The 16,815-nt window shown below is 30.0% G+C and carries 11 protein-coding genes and 2 rRNA genes; 7 read left to right on the forward strand and 6 right to left on the reverse strand.

Annotation, left to right across the window (positions count from 1 at the left end):
• From CHF27_RS09925 to uvrA, 4 genes are all read left to right on the forward strand, one after another.
• Positions 1-152: ribosomal RNA gene (locus CHF27_RS09925) — 23S ribosomal RNA — on the forward strand; the annotation flags it as partial.
• Between the two features lie 84 nt (positions 153-236).
• Positions 237-353, forward strand: a 5S ribosomal RNA gene (gene rrf, locus CHF27_RS09930).
• Positions 354-828: 475 nt separating this feature from the next.
• Entirely contained in the window at positions 829-2,823 is a 1,995-nt protein-coding gene (uvrB, locus tag CHF27_RS09935; protein WP_199533657.1) for an excinuclease ABC subunit UvrB, read from the forward strand.
• Positions 2,823-5,648 (forward strand): excinuclease ABC subunit UvrA, encoded by a 2,826-nt coding sequence (uvrA, locus tag CHF27_RS09940; protein WP_095405433.1) that lies wholly within the window; start codon positions 2,823-2,825, stop codon positions 5,646-5,648. Before uvrB ends, uvrA begins: the two co-directional genes overlap by 1 nt.
• Before the next feature lie 131 nt (positions 5,649-5,779).
• On the opposite strand, the gene CHF27_RS09945 is transcribed toward uvrA, so the two are convergent.
• The 5 genes from CHF27_RS09945 to CHF27_RS14745 form a co-directional block, all read right to left on the reverse strand.
• Positions 5,780-6,733 carry an ABC transporter ATP-binding protein gene (locus CHF27_RS09945; RefSeq protein WP_095405434.1) on the reverse strand — a complete coding sequence of 318 codons (954 nt, stop codon included), beginning with the start codon at positions 6,731-6,733 and terminating at the stop codon, positions 5,780-5,782.
• Entirely contained in the window at positions 6,726-7,751 is a 1,026-nt protein-coding gene (locus CHF27_RS09950) for an ABC transporter ATP-binding protein (protein WP_095405435.1), read from the reverse strand. Before CHF27_RS09950 ends, CHF27_RS09945 begins: the two co-directional genes overlap by 8 nt.
• A 19-nt stretch (positions 7,752-7,770) precedes the next feature.
• Positions 7,771-8,802: an oligopeptide ABC transporter permease gene (gene opp3C, locus CHF27_RS09955; protein WP_095405436.1), complete on the reverse strand. Its 1,032-nt coding sequence runs from the start codon at positions 8,800-8,802 to the stop codon at positions 7,771-7,773.
• Between the two features lies 1 nt (position 8,803).
• Positions 8,804-9,745, reverse strand: coding sequence for an ABC transporter permease (locus tag CHF27_RS09960; RefSeq protein ID WP_095405437.1), 942 nt, complete (start codon positions 9,743-9,745; stop codon positions 8,804-8,806).
• A 66-nt stretch (positions 9,746-9,811) separates the two neighbouring features.
• Positions 9,812-10,174 carry a DUF3899 domain-containing protein gene (locus CHF27_RS14745; protein WP_408638584.1) on the reverse strand — a complete coding sequence of 121 codons (363 nt, stop codon included), beginning with the start codon at positions 10,172-10,174 and terminating at the stop codon, positions 9,812-9,814.
• Positions 10,175-10,392: 218 nt separating this feature from the next.
• Between CHF27_RS14745 and CHF27_RS09970 the strand changes: the two genes are divergently transcribed.
• The 3 genes from CHF27_RS09970 to hprK all read left to right on the forward strand — a co-directional run bounded on the left by CHF27_RS09970 (position 10,393) and on the right by hprK (position 14,943).
• Positions 10,393-12,033 (forward strand): ABC transporter substrate-binding protein, encoded by a 1,641-nt coding sequence (locus CHF27_RS09970; protein WP_158534749.1) that lies wholly within the window; start codon positions 10,393-10,395, stop codon positions 12,031-12,033.
• A gap of 159 nt (positions 12,034-12,192) precedes the next feature.
• Positions 12,193-14,007 carry an excinuclease ABC subunit UvrC gene (gene uvrC, locus CHF27_RS09975; RefSeq protein ID WP_095405440.1) on the forward strand — a complete coding sequence of 605 codons (1,815 nt, stop codon included), beginning with the start codon at positions 12,193-12,195 and terminating at the stop codon, positions 14,005-14,007.
• A 6-nt stretch (positions 14,008-14,013) separates the two neighbouring features.
• Positions 14,014-14,943, forward strand: coding sequence for an HPr(Ser) kinase/phosphatase (gene hprK / locus CHF27_RS09980; RefSeq protein ID WP_095405441.1), 930 nt, complete (start codon positions 14,014-14,016; stop codon positions 14,941-14,943).
• A gap of 66 nt (positions 14,944-15,009) precedes the next feature.
• On the opposite strand, the gene CHF27_RS09985 is transcribed toward hprK, so the two are convergent.
• The gene (locus CHF27_RS09985; protein ID WP_095405442.1) at positions 15,010-16,803 is read right to left on the reverse strand and encodes an NADH-dependent [FeFe] hydrogenase, group A6; all 1,794 of its coding nucleotides are present in this window, start codon (positions 16,801-16,803) and stop codon (positions 15,010-15,012) included.
• Between the last annotated feature and the right edge of the window lie 12 nt (positions 16,804-16,815).

Here is a 16,815-nt window from a genome sequence, read left to right on the forward strand (position 1 = left end):
GCTGAAAGCATCTAAGCGCGAAGCCTACTTCAAGATAAGATTTCCCACCGTAAGGGTAAGATCCCAGGAAGACTACCTGGTTGATAGGTCGAAGGTGTAAGTGCAGTAATGTATTTAGCTTAACGATACTAATAGATCGAGGACTTGACCAAGAATTAAAATGATAATTCCTAAATGTATGCAGTTTTTAGAGTATTAACTCTAAAACTTAATAGAAATGTTAAGCATAAAGATTATGTGGTTATAATAGCAAAGAGGATACACCTGTTCCCATTCCGAACACAGAAGTTAAGCTCTTTAGCGCTGATGGTACTTGGAGGGCAACCTCCTGGGAGAGTAGGACGTAGCCACGTAATCTTTTTATTTTATAAGCGTATGAATTTTAATCATTCATACGCTTTATTTATTTTATTAATATTAAATTTATTAAGTTTTTTTAAAAATAAGATAATTAAGGTTAAATTAAGAAAAAAAGAATATAATAAACTCATAAATATAAGATATTTTGAATAGAGTCTGAGTAAATAATATTATATTTATTAAGTTTTAATTTAAAAATTTTAAAAATGTGTATAGACCTAAAAAATAAGGACATACTATAATTATAAAACTTAATAAAATGAATTACTCAATCTCCCCCATTTAAGAGACCCCTATCCCCCATAGAGGTCTCTATTTTTATTTATAATGATATTATGATTAATAGATAGGTTCAAAATATATTAATTGGGTAAAATATGTAAATATATTGTGAATTATGAAAATATGAAAATTAAAATAATTAAATATAGATAATAAATGTGATATAATTAAAATCATTAGGAACCTATGTTCGAAAGAAGGAGTGATTTTGTGGAATTTAAGATAAAGTCAGATTTTAAACCAACAGGAGATCAACCAGAAGCAATAAATTCAATTGTTAATTCTATAAATAGAAATGAAAAATTTTCAACATTACTAGGGGTTACAGGTTCAGGTAAAACTTTTACAATGGCAAATATAATAGAGAAGATCCAAAAACCAACTTTAATAATGGCTCATAATAAAACATTAGCAGCTCAACTTTATAGTGAATTTAAGGAATTTTTTCCAGATAATGCAGTGGAATACTTTGTAAGTTATTATGATTATTATCAACCAGAAGCTTATGTGGCTCATAGTGATACATATATAGAAAAAGATGCAAGTATAAATGATGAGATAGATAAGTTGCGACATTCAGCTACAGCATCTGTATTAGAAAGAAAAGATGTAATTATTATATCCTCTGTTTCATGTATATATGGCTTAGGAGATCCTAAAGATTATAAGGAACTTATGGTATCTTTAAGACCTGGTATGCAAAAAGATAGGGATGATATAATAAAAAGATTAATAGAGATACAGTACGAAAGAAATGATGTGAATTTTACTAGAGGAACTTTTAGAGTTAGAGGAGATATATTAGAAATTTTTCCAGCTAGCAATGATGAAAGAGCTTTAAGAATAGAATTCTTTGGAGATGAAATTGATAGAATAACAGAGATAGATTATGTAACAGGCAAAATTGTAGGAATAAGGAATCACATAGTAATTTTCCCTGCATCTCATTATGTAACAACTCCAGAGAGAATAGAGAAAGCAATTACAGCGATTGAAGGCGAACTTTCTGAGAGAATAAAGTATTTTAAAGAAAATGATAAACTTTTAGAAGCTCAAAGAATAGATCAAAGGACTAAATATGATATAGAAATGTTAAAGGAAATTGGGTTTTGCCAGGGTATTGAAAATTATTCTAGACATATAACAGGAAGATTACCTGGAGAAAAACCATATACTTTGATGGATTTCTTCCCAGATGATTACTTAATAATAGTAGATGAGTCTCATGTAACGGTTCCTCAAGTAAGAGGTATGTATGGAGGAGATAGATCTAGAAAGCAGTCTTTAATAGATAATGGATTTAGACTTCCGTCAGCTTATGATAATAGACCTTTAAATTTTTCTGAATTTGAGGATAATATTAATCAAATACTATTTGTAACAGCTACACCAGGTCCATATGAAATACAACATTCTAAAACAATAGCAGAGCAAATAATAAGACCAACTGGTTTATTAGATCCTGTTATAGAAGTTAGACCTATAGAAAATCAAATAGATGATTTAGTAGTAGAGATAAATAAAATCATAGAGAAAAAAGAAAGAGTACTTATAACCACACTAACTAAAAAAATGAGTGAAGACTTAACAGATTATTTAAAAGAGATAGGAATTAAAGTTAGGTATTTACACTCTGACATTGATACATTAGAGAGAATAGAAATAATAAGAGATTTAAGGTTAGGAAAATTTGATGTTTTAGTTGGAATAAATTTACTTAGAGAAGGTTTAGATATACCAGAAGTATCTTTAGTTGCAATTTTAGATGCTGATAAAGAGGGTTTCTTACGTTCAGAAACATCTTTAATTCAAACTGTAGGCCGTGCAGCTAGAAATGAAAATGGTAAGGTCATAATGTATGCAGATAAAATAACTAGGTCTATGTCTGCTACAATAGAGGAAACTAATAGAAGAAGAGAGATACAAGATTTTTACAATAAACAGCATGGAATAATTCCTAAAACTATACAAAAACAAGTAAGAGATAAGCTTGAAGCTACAAAAGTAGCAGATGAAGAGGTTGTATATGGAATTAAAGAAACAGATAATATAGATGAAATTAAACAAAATATAGATAGGCTACAATTTGAGATGATGGATGCTGCACAAAATTTACAATTTGAAAGAGCCGCTGAACTCAGAGACAAGATTAAACAATTAGAAGAAAGGATTAAAAATTAATGGAAGATAAAATCATAATAAAAGGTGCAAAAGAGCACAATTTAAAAAATGTTAACCTAGAGCTTCCTAGAAATAAGTTTATAGTTTTCACAGGATTATCAGGATCAGGAAAATCATCTTTAGCATTTGATACTATATATGCAGAGGGACAAAGAAGATATGTTGAAAGTTTATCTGCATATGCTAGACAATTTTTAGGTCAGATGGAGAAACCAAATGTGGAATATATAGAAGGGTTATCACCGGCAATATCAATAGATCAAAAAACAACTTCTAAAAATCCTCGTTCTACAGTAGGTACAGTTACTGAAATATATGATTATCTAAGATTATTATTTGCTAGAGCTGGTGAAGTTCATTGTCCGGTATGTAAAGAGAAAATAAGCCAGATGACTATACAAGAAATAGTAGATAAAATGTTAGGATTTCCAGATAGAACAAAGCTTCAAATATTATCTCCAGTAATAAGAGGTCAAAAGGGAACGCATAAGAAGACTTTAGATAATATAAAAAAAGAAGGATTTGTAAGGATAAGGGTAGATGGAGATAATTATGAGGTAACTGATGAAATAGAATTAAATAAAAATCAAAAACATAATATAGAAGTTGTAGTAGATAGAATTATAATAAAAGATGGAATAGAAGTTAGATTAGCAGATTCTATTGAGACTGCTGTAAAATTATCAGATGGACTTGTAATTGCACAAATAATAGATGGAGAAGAAATATTATATTCTACGAAATTTGCTTGTCCAGAACATGGAATAGGAATAGAGGAATTATCTCCAAGAATGTTCTCGTTCAATGCTCCTTTTGGGGCTTGTGAAGTATGTAATGGTTTAGGAGAAAGTAGAGAGGTAGATCCAGAGCTAGTTATACCTAATAAAGAATTGTCTATAAGACAAGGAGCTATAGCAGCTTGGGGTTCGGCTAATGGTAATGATGATACATATTATAGTAAAATGGTTCAAAGTTTAGCAGAACATTTTAAGGTATCTTTAGAAACACCATTTAAAGATTTACCAGATGATTTTGTACAGGAATTACTTTATGGAGAAAATAATGTAATGGTAGAATTTATATTTGATTCTAAATTTGGAGGAAGAAGACAATATAAAGCTCCGTTTGAAGGAGTTATCGTTAATTTAGAAAGAAGATATAGGGAAACAAATTCAGATTATTCAAGAGAAAAAATAGAAGAATATATGGCTGAAAGACCTTGTCCAAAATGTAAAGGATCAAGACTTAGAAAAGAAGTTTTATCTGTATTAGTTGATGGAAAAAATATAATGGAAGTAACTGATTTTTCGGTTAATGAGCTTATCAGCTTTATAGAAAATATAAATCTTACAGAAAAACAAAGATTTATAGCACAAGAAATATTAAAAGAAATTAAAGGTAGAGCTTCTTTTTTAAGAGATGTAGGATTAGATTATCTAAATTTATCGAGAAAAGCTGGAACCTTATCAGGAGGAGAAGCTCAACGTATAAGACTTGCTACTCAAATAGGCTCAGCACTTGTGGGGGTATTATATGTCCTTGATGAACCTAGTATAGGGTTGCATCAAAGAGATAATGATAGATTAATAGGAACACTAAGACATTTGACGGATTTAGGAAATACCCTTATAGTAGTTGAACATGATGAAGACACAATGAGAGAAGCTGATTATATAGTTGATATTGGACCAGGTGCAGGAATACATGGAGGAGAAATAGTTTCTCAGGGAACTCTTGATGAAATATTAAAAAATGAAAATTCTATAACAGGACAATATTTAAGTGGAAAAAAAGAAATACCTATTCCTAAAGAAATAAGAGAAGGAAATGGAAAATTTATAGAAATAGTTAAAGCTAATGAAAATAATTTGAAAAATATAAATGCAAAGTTTCCGCTAGGTAAATTTACATGCATAACTGGAGTATCTGGATCAGGAAAAAGTACATTAATAAATGATATATTATATAAAGGTGTGGCATCAAAAGTAAATAGACTTAGAGAAAGACCAGGAAAACATAAAGAAATTAAGGGTATAGAAAATATTGATAAAATTATAAATATAGATCAAAGTCCAATAGGAAGAACACCTAGATCAAATCCAGCAACTTATACAGGAGTATTTGATCAGATAAGAGACTTATTTGCTGCTACAAATGAGGCTAAAGCTAGAGGATATAAAAAGGGAAGATTTAGCTTTAATGTAAAAGGTGGAAGGTGTGAGGCATGTAAAGGTGACGGTATAATAAAAATAGAAATGCACTTTTTACCAGATGTGTATGTTCCCTGTGAAATTTGCAAAGGTGAGAGATATAATAGAGAAACATTACAAATCAAATATAAAGACAAAACTATATCGGATGTATTAGATATGAATGTAGAAGAAGCTCTTAAATTTTTTGAGAATATACCAACAATAAAGAGAAAGCTAGAAACATTAATGGATGTAGGACTGTCATATATAAAATTAGGCCAACCTTCAACTCAATTATCAGGAGGAGAAGCACAAAGAATAAAACTTGCTTCAGAACTTAGCAAAAGACCTACAGGCAGAACTCTTTATATATTAGATGAACCTACAACAGGTCTTCATATAGCAGATGTAGATAAGTTAATAGATGTGTTGCAAAAATTAGCAGATACAGGAAATTCTATAGTTGTTATAGAGCATAATTTAGATGTTATAAAAACGTGTGATTATATAATTGATTTAGGACCAGAAGGTGGAGATAAAGGTGGGACTATAATAGCAACAGGAACACCAAAGGAAGTTTCTAAAGTAGATGAATCGTATACAGGTCAATTCTTGAGAAAATACTTTGAATAAGAATTTTGTGAAATAATCTAGGGATTATAACTTATCTGATTTGTGAATAAGTTATAATCCCAACTGAAAATCTTGAGCAAAGAACCTAATTTTATTTTAAGATTGTTGGCTGCATAAGCGAAGCAAATTTTTTATAAATTTAATTGCTTAGCATTAATTTCTTCTTTATATTTTTCAAGTTCAGATTTAGAAGCATATATAAAATGATTAGGTCTTATTTCTACCCATTCAGGGCTTTCTTTTGAATAGTCATGAATACTAGTGTCATATTTAATACGAACTCTACTTTTTTCATAATCAGGATCAGGTAAAGGAATTGCTGATAATAATGATTTTGTATATGGATGTAGGGGAAATTCATACAAATCATCCGCATCAGCTAATTCAAGTAGTTTGCCTTGGTGCATAACTCCTATACGGTCACTTATATATTTAACCATTGAAAGGTCATGAGCTATAAATAGATAAGTAAGACCTTTTTCCTTTTGTAATTTTCTAAGTAAATTAACAACTTGAGCTTGGATAGAAACATCAAGTGCAGATATAGGTTCATCTGCTATTATAAACTTTGGTTCTACAGCCAATGCACGAGCTATTCCGATACGTTGTCTTTGTCCTCCTGAAAATTCATGAGGATATCTATTTGCATGTTGTTCATTTAAACCAACTGTTCTTAATAATTCATATACTTTTGAAGTTCTTTCTTCTTTATTTTTGCATAATCCGTGAATATCTAATCCTTCAGCGATTATGTCCATTACAGTCATACGAGGGTTAAGACAAGCCATTGGATCCTGAAATATCATTTGCATATTTTTATTAACATAACTTTTATCATGATGATTAAGTTTTTTAGCCGATATATTTTTACCATCAAATGATATTACTCCTGAAGTAGGATCATAAAGTCGGATTATAGCCCTACCAGTAGTAGATTTACCAGAACCAGATTCTCCAACTAATCCAAATGTTTCTCCTTCATATATATGGAAAGTGATATTATCAACAGCTTTTACAGTAGTATTTCTATTAACATAGAAATATTGCTTTAATGAATTTACTTCTAAAAGTTTTTTTCTACTCATTTATAGACACCCTCTTTCTACCAACATTAATAGGCATTTCAACTTTAGGAGCTAATGGGTGTAAAAGCCATGTTGCAGCATAATGAGTATCACTAATTTTAAACATAGGTGGTTCTATTAAAAAATCTATCTTCATAGAATGCGAACTACGAAGAGAGAATGCATCACCTTTAGGAGGATTCATTAAATCTGGTGGAGTTCCAGGTATATTATATAAATCGTTATCTCCTATATCTAAAGTAGGCATAGAACCTAATAATCCCCAAGTATAAGGGTGTTTTGGATTATAAAATACATCACTTGATGTACCATATTCTATGATTTTACCAGCATACATTACAGCTACTCTATCTGCCATGTTAGCTACAACGCCAAGGTCATGAGTTATAAATATGACAGCAGCACCAGTTTTTTTCTGTAAATCCTTTATAAGTTCTAGTATTTGAGCTTGAATAGTGACATCAAGTGCTGTAGTAGGTTCATCAGCGATAAGAACTTTAGGATTACAAGCAAGAGCTATAGCTATTACAATACGTTGTCTCATTCCTCCAGAAAATTGATGTGGATATTGTTTATATCTTTTCTCTGCATCAGAGATACCAACTAAGTTTATAAGTTCTAGAGACTTCTTTTTTGCTTCTTCATGATGAAGACCTTGATGTTTTATAATACCTTCAGTTATTTGTTTTCCTATGGTCATAGTAGGATTTAAAGATGTCATAGGATCTTGGAATATCATCGCGATATCTTTTCCTCTTATATTTTCCATTTCTTTTTCACTAGCCTTAGTCAAATCTTTTCCGTTAAATAAGATTTCACCATCTTTTATATATCCATTAGATGAAATAATTCTCATTATAGTTTTGCAAGCAACTGATTTACCTGAGCCTGATTCACCAACTATAGCTAAAGTTTCACCCTTATGTAAATCAAACGTAACTCCTCTGACAGCTTGAACTTCACCGTCATAAGTGTTAAAACTAACACATAAATTTTTAACTTCTAATAATTTTTCCATATACTCATCTCCTCACTAATTACATATTACGCATCTTAGGATCGACAGCATCTCTTAAACCATCAGCTAATAAGTTAAGGCTAAAGATTAAAAGACAAACGATAGTAGATGGTATAAACATCATATATGGATAGTTTTGTAGAGCTTTAAATCCATCATTTATTAATACACCTAGTGATGCATTAGGCGGTTGAAGTCCTAGACCTATAAAACTTAAGAAAGCTTCATAAAATATCGCACTAGGAAGAGAGAACATTATCATAACAACTATAGGACCTACTATATTAGGGAATAGATGTTTGAAAATAACTCTAAAATCAGAAGAACCTAAGGTTCTAGAAGCTAATACAAACTCCTCATTTTTTAGTTTTAAAACATGAGAACGAACAACTCTTGCCATTCCAGTCCATTCAGATACAGCCATAGCTAATGATATTGATAATATACCGGGATTAAATACCATTATAAATAAAGTAACTACAACTAGCGAAGGTATACCAGTAATTATTTCAATTATACGTTGCATAATTAAATCAACTTTTCCTCCGTAGTATCCAGAAACAGCTCCATAAGTAACTCCAATAAGTAAATCAAAAGAAGCAGCTAGTAGTGCTATAAACAATGAAACCCTAGCTCCAGTCCAAGTACGAGTCCATATATCTCTACCTAGGGCATCTGTTCCGAATAAATAAGATTCATCTATTTTTTTCTCAGCATAAATATCAACACCATTAGTATCTTTTCCATCCATAATACCTAATGATGAAACTATTGGCATCTTAGGTGGAACTTTAACATTTCTAAAATTTTGAGATTTATAATCAAATTTAGAAAACATAGGAGCAAAAATGGCAAGAAGTATTATGCAAATTAGTATAATAAGACCTGCTACAGCACCTTTATTTTTAAATAATCTTTTTCTAGCATCTTGCCAAAATGTTAGGCTTTCTCTTTTAATAACCTCGCTTTCTTCAGCATTAGCAGAAGAAGGGCTAAACAAATCCTTTGTTAAAGGAACTTCTTTGCCATCTATAATAACTTTATCAATCATCTTATTTACCTCCAGCTAAACGAATTCTAGGATCTATTACACCATATAGGACATCTACTATAAAAATTACAACTATATAGAATGCACTGTAAAGTATAGCAACTCCAGATATTATAAATAAATCATTTGTAGTAATAGCAGTGACTAATAAATCACCAATTCCAGGGACTGCAAAAACTTTTTCAACTACTAAAGAGCCAGTTAAAAGACCTGCAGCTAGTGGACCTAGTATTGTTATTACAGGAATTAAAGCATTTCTTAAAGAGTGTTTTAATATAACAGTAGAGCGTCTTAATCCTTTTGATATTGCAGTTACTATATAATCAGAATGTAAAACTTCAACAAGTTCTGTTCTTGTAAAACGAGCAACACTTGAAATAGTAAAGAATGATAATGCTAAAGATGGCATAATTGTCCAGATATACCTGAATTCAGAGCCAAGAGGAAGACCCCAGGTTATAGGGAACCATCCGAGTTTTAAACATATGTATAATTGTAATGTTGCGGCAAAAACAAATGAAGGAACTGATACACCGATAACAGATAATATTGTACATAGATAGTCCCAAATACTATTTTGTTTAAGAGCTGCGATTACCCCAAGTATAAGACCAATAATAGTCCCGAATATTAATGATTGAGCACCAAGTAGAGCAGATGGACCTAAACGAGCTTTCATAATATCTTCTACTTTTCTATTAGACTGTTTAAAAGAAGTACCGAAATCTCCTACACATACTCCTGTCAAATATCTTATATACTGAACAGGAACAGGGTCATCTAGTCCATATTCTTTATTTAAGAGTTCTATTTGTTGTGCATTAAGCTTTTGTTCATTGAATGGAGTACCTGGAAGAAGTCGAACTAAGAAAAAGGTAATAGTTATAACTATAAATAAAGTTATAAACATATACCCAATACGTTTCATAATATAACGAAACACTATTAAATCCCCCCCTAATTTTAAAAATTACATTTTAAAAATTTATATTTCTATTTAAAAAAAATATTACAATATGATAAAAAAACTTAAGGTTATAGAAGTTAAAGAAATTAGCATTCCAGAAATTAATAGACTAGATGTAAGAAAAAAATTTTCTTTTTCTCCAATATAATCTTCGATAGAAATGTCTTGTTCAAAAGATGATATTTTATTTCTTTTTTGTACATGTTGATTTAATTTATTAAATGAAAAAATTGTAATATCAAAAAAACCTTTTTGCCAAATAAAACAAAATGCACCAAATAATAAATAAATCATACCTATAATAAAGCTACTATTTATAAAAGAAAATCTAGAAAAGTCATTAATTGCTGAATAAATGAAACTTAATGATAGGTTTATTGCAATTAGCGTTAGTGATTTTTTGATTTACACCACCCCCAGTGTATAGTTATTATATAATTGTAGTATTGAAAAACAATAATTTCAACACTAAAATTTACAAAAATAATAAAATAATAAAAATTCTAAAAAATTAATAAAATGAATGATTTTTGAATATAAATGCTATATAATTAAATTCAACTAGTGTTTATTTATATAAAATAGCATTTATTTATATAAAAAATATGGATGGGGGAGAGGTTATGAAATTTAAAAAGAGGGTATCATTTTTAACTGCTGTAGCACTGATAGGGTCTAGTTTATTAACTGGATGCAGTAGTTCAGGGGGAGGAAGTGCAACTCCAGAGGAAGTACTTGCAAATCAAAATGCTAGAGTTGCTATAGCTGCGGCTGTAGATAAGCAGGCATTATGTGATGTTATATTAAATACTGGAGCAACTGTATCTAATTATTTTACTCCTAAAAACTTGGCTTTAGATAATGGTAAAGATTATACCGAAGCTACTAAAGATTTTGGATTCAAATATGATGAAGACGCAGCTAAGGAAGCTTGGGATAAAGCTAAGAAAGAAGTTGGATTTGATAATGTAACACTTGAACTTTTAACATATGACCATGATTCAGGAAAAAGATGTGCTGAATTTTTACAAGGGGAATTACAAGATGCACTAGAGGGGTTAACAGTAGAAGTTAAGAGTTTACCTTTTAAACAAAAACTAGTTGAAGAAACAGCTGGAAATTTTGATTTATCATATGCAGGTTGGGGAGCAGATTTTCCAGACCCTTTAACATATTTACAAACAATGGAACCTGGAAATCAATTTGCAAAACAAGTAGGATATAATAATGATAAATTTAATAAGTTAGTTAGTGAAGCTAAAGCTTCTAAAGCTGCAACAGAAGCATATAAGAAATATTCAGAAGCTGAAAAAATAATGCTAGATGATTGTTACTTAGCACCATTATACCAAAAAGGAAGAACTTATTTAGAAAAACCATATGTATCAGGAATAACCAACTTTACATGGGGTGCTGATTATAGTTATATAAATGCAGATGTAAATAAGCCTGAAAAAGTACTTAATTTAGCAATTGAATCAGATATACCTACGTTAGATATAAGTAAATGTACTGATGTAGTTTCATTTACAGTTATGGATAATACAATGGAGGGATTAACAAGAGTAGATGATAAAGGAAAAGTTTTACCAGGAGTAGCTGAATCTTGGAATGTTTCTGAAGATGGATTAACTTGGACTTTTAAATTAAGAAAAGATTCTAAATGGTCAAATGGTGAACCTGTTACAGCTAAAGACTTCGAATATTCTTGGAAAAGAACTCTAGATCCTACTACAGCTTCAGAATACGGCTATATAATGTCAGACATAGTAGGTTCAAGTACGAAAGAGATTGAAGCTAAAGGAGTAGACGGAGTAGCAGTAAAAGCTGTTGACGATAATACATTAGAAGTTAAATTAAATAGACCAGTTTCTTATTTCCCAGAATTAATGTCATTCCAAGTATTTTTCCCACAAAATCAAAAATTTGTAGAACAACAAGATAAAAAATATGGAACATCAAAAGATGCTCAATTATATAATGGTCCATTTACTTTAACTGATTGGAAAATGGAAGATAAATATGTTATGACTAAAAATCCAAATTATTGGAATGCAGATAAAATAAAATTAAATACTATAAATACTAAAATAGTCAAAGAAACAGGTGCACAAGTAAATTTATATGAAGATGGTCAAATAGACAGAGTTTTACTAGATTCTGATTATGTAGATAAATATAAAGATAGTAAGGAAATCCACGACTATATTATGGCATCTACTTTCTTACTTCAATTAAATGGTGGCAAAGCTAAAACTAAATAGTTAAATATTTTGCATGTAATTAATTTGCTTTTATGTAGCAAATTAATTACATGCTTTTATTTTGTTAAAATAAAGAATAAAAAGGTATAAATTATTTAAGAGTATATTTATTTTTGGGGTATAATTTAATATAGAAATAAAAATTTTGGAGGGATGAATTTGTTTGACATACAAGAACATTTAAAGAAACTTCCAGCAGAGCCTGGAGTATATTTAATGAAGGATAAATACGATAATATAATTTATGTAGGTAAAGCAATTTCTTTAAAAAATAGAGTAAGACAATATTTTCAATCATCTAAAAATCATTCTTCTAAAGTTAAATCTATGGTAAAAAATATATCTAAATTTGAATATATTATAACAGATTCAGAATTAGAGGCATTGATATTAGAATGTAATTTAATAAAACAGTATAGACCAAAATACAATGTTTTGTTAAGAGATGATAAAACGTATCCTTATATAAAAGTAACTATAAATGAAGATTATCCAAGAATTTTAAAAGTAAGAAGAGTATTAAAGGATAAAGCAAAGTATTTTGGTCCGTACACTAATATATCTGCTGTAAATGATACATTAGAAATAATAAGAAATACTTATCCTATTAGAACTTGTAATATAGATATAGATAGAGCTATTAAAAATAATATGAGACCATGCCTAAATATGCATATAAAGAAATGTGTTGGGCCATGTACGGGGAATGTAATAAAAGAAGAGTACAACAAAATGATAGAAGAAATAATTATGTTTTTATCAGGAAAAGAAGAAAGCTTAATAGAGATTTTAAAGGAAAAAATGAATAAATGTGCTACGGAATTTAATTTTGAAGATGCGGCTATTTATAGAGATAAAATAAAAAGCTTAGAAGAAATGATGCAAAAACAAAAAATAGATACAACTACATCTGATTTAAATCAAGATGTAATAGCTATGGCGATAGCTCATGATGAAGCATGTGTACAGGTGTTTTTTATTAGAAATGGGAAAATTGTTGGAAGAGAACATTTTATATTAGAAGGGGTAATGGATAGCTCTAGGGAATCAATATTAGGTTCTTTTGTGAAACAATTTTATATGGATCAAGAATATATTCCGAAGGAATTAATTATAGAAGATGAAATAGAAGATAGCTTTATACTAGAAGAGTGGTTATCATCGAAAAAAGGTCAAAAGATGAGTATAAGAGTTCCTCAAAAAGGTGAAAAGAAAAATCTGGTTGATATGGTCAAAAAGAATGCTATAGAATATCTTGAAAAATTTTCAGATATGAATAAACGTAAATATGAAAAAAGTATAGGTGCATTAGAAGAACTAAAACAAGTGTTAGATTTAAAACAAATACCTAAAAGAATTGAATCATTTGATATATCTAATATACAGGGAGTCGATTCAATAGGTTCCATGGTTGTACTTACTAATGGCAAAAAAGATAAAAAAGAGTATAGAAGATACAAAATAAAAACAGTAATAGGGCCAAATGACTATGATTCTATGGCAGAAATTGTAGAGAGAAGATTAAAATATGGAAATTTTCCAGATTTAATTTTATTAGATGGAGGAAAAGGTCAGGTAAGCGCAGTAAAAAAAGTATTTCAAAAAAATGGTGTAGAAATTCCTCTTTGGGGGATGTATAAAGATGATAAACATAGAACAAAGGGATTGATTTCCCAGGAAAAGGAGATAGAACTCGATAAAACATCTAATTTGTATAGGTTTGTCGCAAGTATTCAAGAAGAAGTTCATAATTATGCAATAACATACCATCGCAGCTTAAGAAATAAAACTTTGACAAAATCTATTTTAGATGATATACAAGGAATAGGCGAAAAAAGGAAAAAATCGTTATTAAGCCATTTCAAAGATATAAATGCTATAAAAGAAGCTACTTTTGAACAGTTATTAGAAGCAGAAGGAATGAATAAAGTGTCTGCCAAAAGTGTTTATAATTTTTTTAGAAAGGTGAATTAATTTAATATGAATGAAGTAGATAGAGTATCTATAGAAGAGATAATAAAAGATTTAGACTTAGAAGTAGTATATATGCCTGATGATAAAAAATATTATGTATCTAAACAGGATATAAATAGAACAGGATTACAATTTGCAGGTTATTTTGAGTATTTTGTTTATGATAGAATACAAATAGTTGGAAAAACAGAATACAATTTTTTTAGTAGAATGGATACAAAAACTAGAGAAGAGGTTTTAGATAAATTTTTTGCATATGAAATACCAGCATTGATAGTAGCTAGAAATTTAGAGGTAAAAGCTGATGTCTTAAAGTATGCTAAAAAACATAATAGAGTAATATTAAGTACAAAAAGAAACACTACTAGACTGATAAATAAAATATCTAATTATTTAGATGATAGACTAGCACCTCATACAACGTTACATGGGGTTTTAGTTGATATATATGGAACAGGCGTTTTGATAAGAGGAGAAAGTGGAATTGGAAAGTCAGAAACTGCTTTAGAATTAGTTCAAAGAGGTCATAGATTGATTGCTGATGATGCTGTAGAAATAAAAAAATTAGATGATGATAGACTTGTAGGTAGATCTCCGGAACTTTTAAGACATTTTTTAGAAGTAAGAGGAATAGGAATAATAGATGTAAGAAGTTTATATGGAGTAGGTGCTATTAAAACTACAAAAAAGATAGATATAATAGTTCATTTAGAAGCATGGGATGAAACTAAATATTATGATAGATTAGGATTAGATAAAGAATATGAGGAAATTCTTGAAACAAATGTAGAAAAACTCATTGTACCAGTAAAACCAGGTAGAAATACAGCAATGATATTAGAAGTAGCAGCCATGAATTTTAGACAAAAAGGAATGGGATATGATGCAGCTCAAGAATTTACAAAGAAACTAACTCAATTAATAGATAAAAATTAAATTGAAGGGGCTGCCTCAAAATTATTATACTTTTGAGACAGCCCTTATATATTTTAATTAAAAATCCTATTCAGCTGAAGCTTCAGCTTCTTTAGAACAAGAGCATTCTTCAACTACATCATAAACGTTACTTTTATCGAAATAATGAGTATGAAGTAATTTATGAGCAGTTTCACCATATGGTTCACCTAAAAATTCTTTATATAATGCTAATATAGCAGGATTTTTATGAGACTTACGAAGTTGTTTACTGCTATCTATGTTATATAATCCAGCAGCACGTTTCTTAACTATATCATAATCTCCATGATGATATGGTTGACCACCACCAGCTACACATCCACCAGGGCAAGCCATTACTTCTACTATATGATATTTAGAATTTCCAGCTTTAACTTCATCCATTATTTTTCTAGCATTACCTAAACTACTAGTAGCACAAACATTAACTATAGTGCCAGCTATATCTATGCTAGCTTCTTTGATACCTTCCATACCTCGAACTTGAGTAAATTCAACATTTTCTAATTCAGAATCAGTTACCCATTCATAAGCAGTACGAAGAGCAGCTTCTAAAACTCCACCAGTAGCACCGAATATATCAGCAGCACCAGTAGAATCACCTAGTGGACTATCGAAAGATTCTTCTTCGAGATTAACTAAATCAATACCAGCTTCTTTTATCATTTTAGCAAGCTCTCTAGTAGTTATAGATATATCAACATCTAGAGAATCCCCTTGACCTAATTCAGATCTAGAAGCTTCATATTTTTTAGCCACACAAGGCATTATAGATATAACATACATATCTTTTGGATCTGTATTTATAACTTTTGGACCAAAGTAGTTCTTAGCAATAGAACCGAACATTTCTTGAGGTGATTTACAACTAGAAGGCAAGTTTAGTAAGTCAGGGTAATTGCCTTCTATGAAATTAATCCATGCAGGGCAACAACTTGTTAATATAGGAAGATTTTTGCCTTCTTTAAGTCTATGAATAAATTCTGAAGCTTCTTCTAAGATAGTAAGGTCTGCTGCAAAGTTTGTATCAAATACATACTTAAATCCAATAGCTCTTAAAGCAGCAACCATTTTACCTGTAGATATAGCGCCAGGCTCTAAACCAAATTCTTCACCTATAGCAACTCTTACAGCTGGAGCAACTTGAACTACTACAGTTTTTTCAGTTTGATTTAATGCATCCCAAACTTTAGGAATATTATTAACCTCAGTTAAAGCTCCAGTAGGACAGACAGATATACATTGACCACAGAAAGTACATTCTGTATCAGCCATATCAGCATTAAAGAATGTTCCAACTTCTGTATTAAATCCACGATTAACACCTGAAAGTACGCCTACTGTTTGTACTTCGTTACACATAGTTTCACATCTTCTACATAATATACATTTATCATTATCTTTAATTATTGATTTACTAGAATAGTCTGTTGGAGAAGTTGAGTGTTCTCCAGAGAATCTTACTTCTCTTATACCTAAATCAGCAGCTATTGCTTGTAATTCACAACTTCCGTTTTTATCACAAGATAAACAATCTTTTGGATGGTCAGATAATAATAGTTCAACAACTGTTTTACGAGCTTTTAAAGCTTGAGGAGTGTTAGTCTGAACTACCATGCCTTCCTTAACATTTGTTCCACAAGCAGGAACTAAACCTCTACCAGCACTAACCATACATACACGACATGATGCACATTGATTAACCATATTTATTTCATCCATATGTAAATGGCAAAGATTAGGAATTTTAACGTTTACTTTTTTAGCAGCTTCTAAAATTTTAGTACCGCTAGGTACTGAAACAGCTTTACCATTTATAGTTAAATTAACTAAACTCATTTATATCCCCCC

Source organism: Romboutsia maritimum (genome assembly GCF_002251085.2).
Classification (GTDB): domain Bacteria; phylum Bacillota; class Clostridia; order Peptostreptococcales; family Peptostreptococcaceae; genus Romboutsia_B; species Romboutsia_B maritimum.

Excerpts from the sequence above, each read along its gene's own strand:
- CHF27_RS09950 (WP_095405435.1), bottom strand. The coding sequence starts at position 7,751 with ATGGAAAAATTATTAGAAGTTAAAAATTTATGTGTTAGTTTTAACACT.
- CHF27_RS09970 (WP_158534749.1), top strand. The coding sequence starts at position 10,393 with ATGAAATTTAAAAAGAGGGTATCATTTTTAACTGCTGTAGCACTGATA.
- uvrB (WP_199533657.1), top strand. The coding sequence starts at position 829 with ATGTTCGAAAGAAGGAGTGATTTTGTGGAATTTAAGATAAAGTCAGAT.
- hprK (WP_095405441.1), top strand. The coding sequence starts at position 14,014 with ATGAATGAAGTAGATAGAGTATCTATAGAAGAGATAATAAAAGATTTA.
- CHF27_RS09945 (WP_095405434.1), bottom strand. The coding sequence starts at position 6,733 with ATGAGTAGAAAAAAACTTTTAGAAGTAAATTCATTAAAGCAATATTTC.
- opp3C (WP_095405436.1), bottom strand. The coding sequence starts at position 8,802 with ATGATTGATAAAGTTATTATAGATGGCAAAGAAGTTCCTTTAACAAAG.
- CHF27_RS09985 (WP_095405442.1), bottom strand. The coding sequence starts at position 16,803 with ATGAGTTTAGTTAATTTAACTATAAATGGTAAAGCTGTTTCAGTACCT.
- uvrA (WP_095405433.1), top strand. The coding sequence starts at position 2,823 with ATGGAAGATAAAATCATAATAAAAGGTGCAAAAGAGCACAATTTAAAA.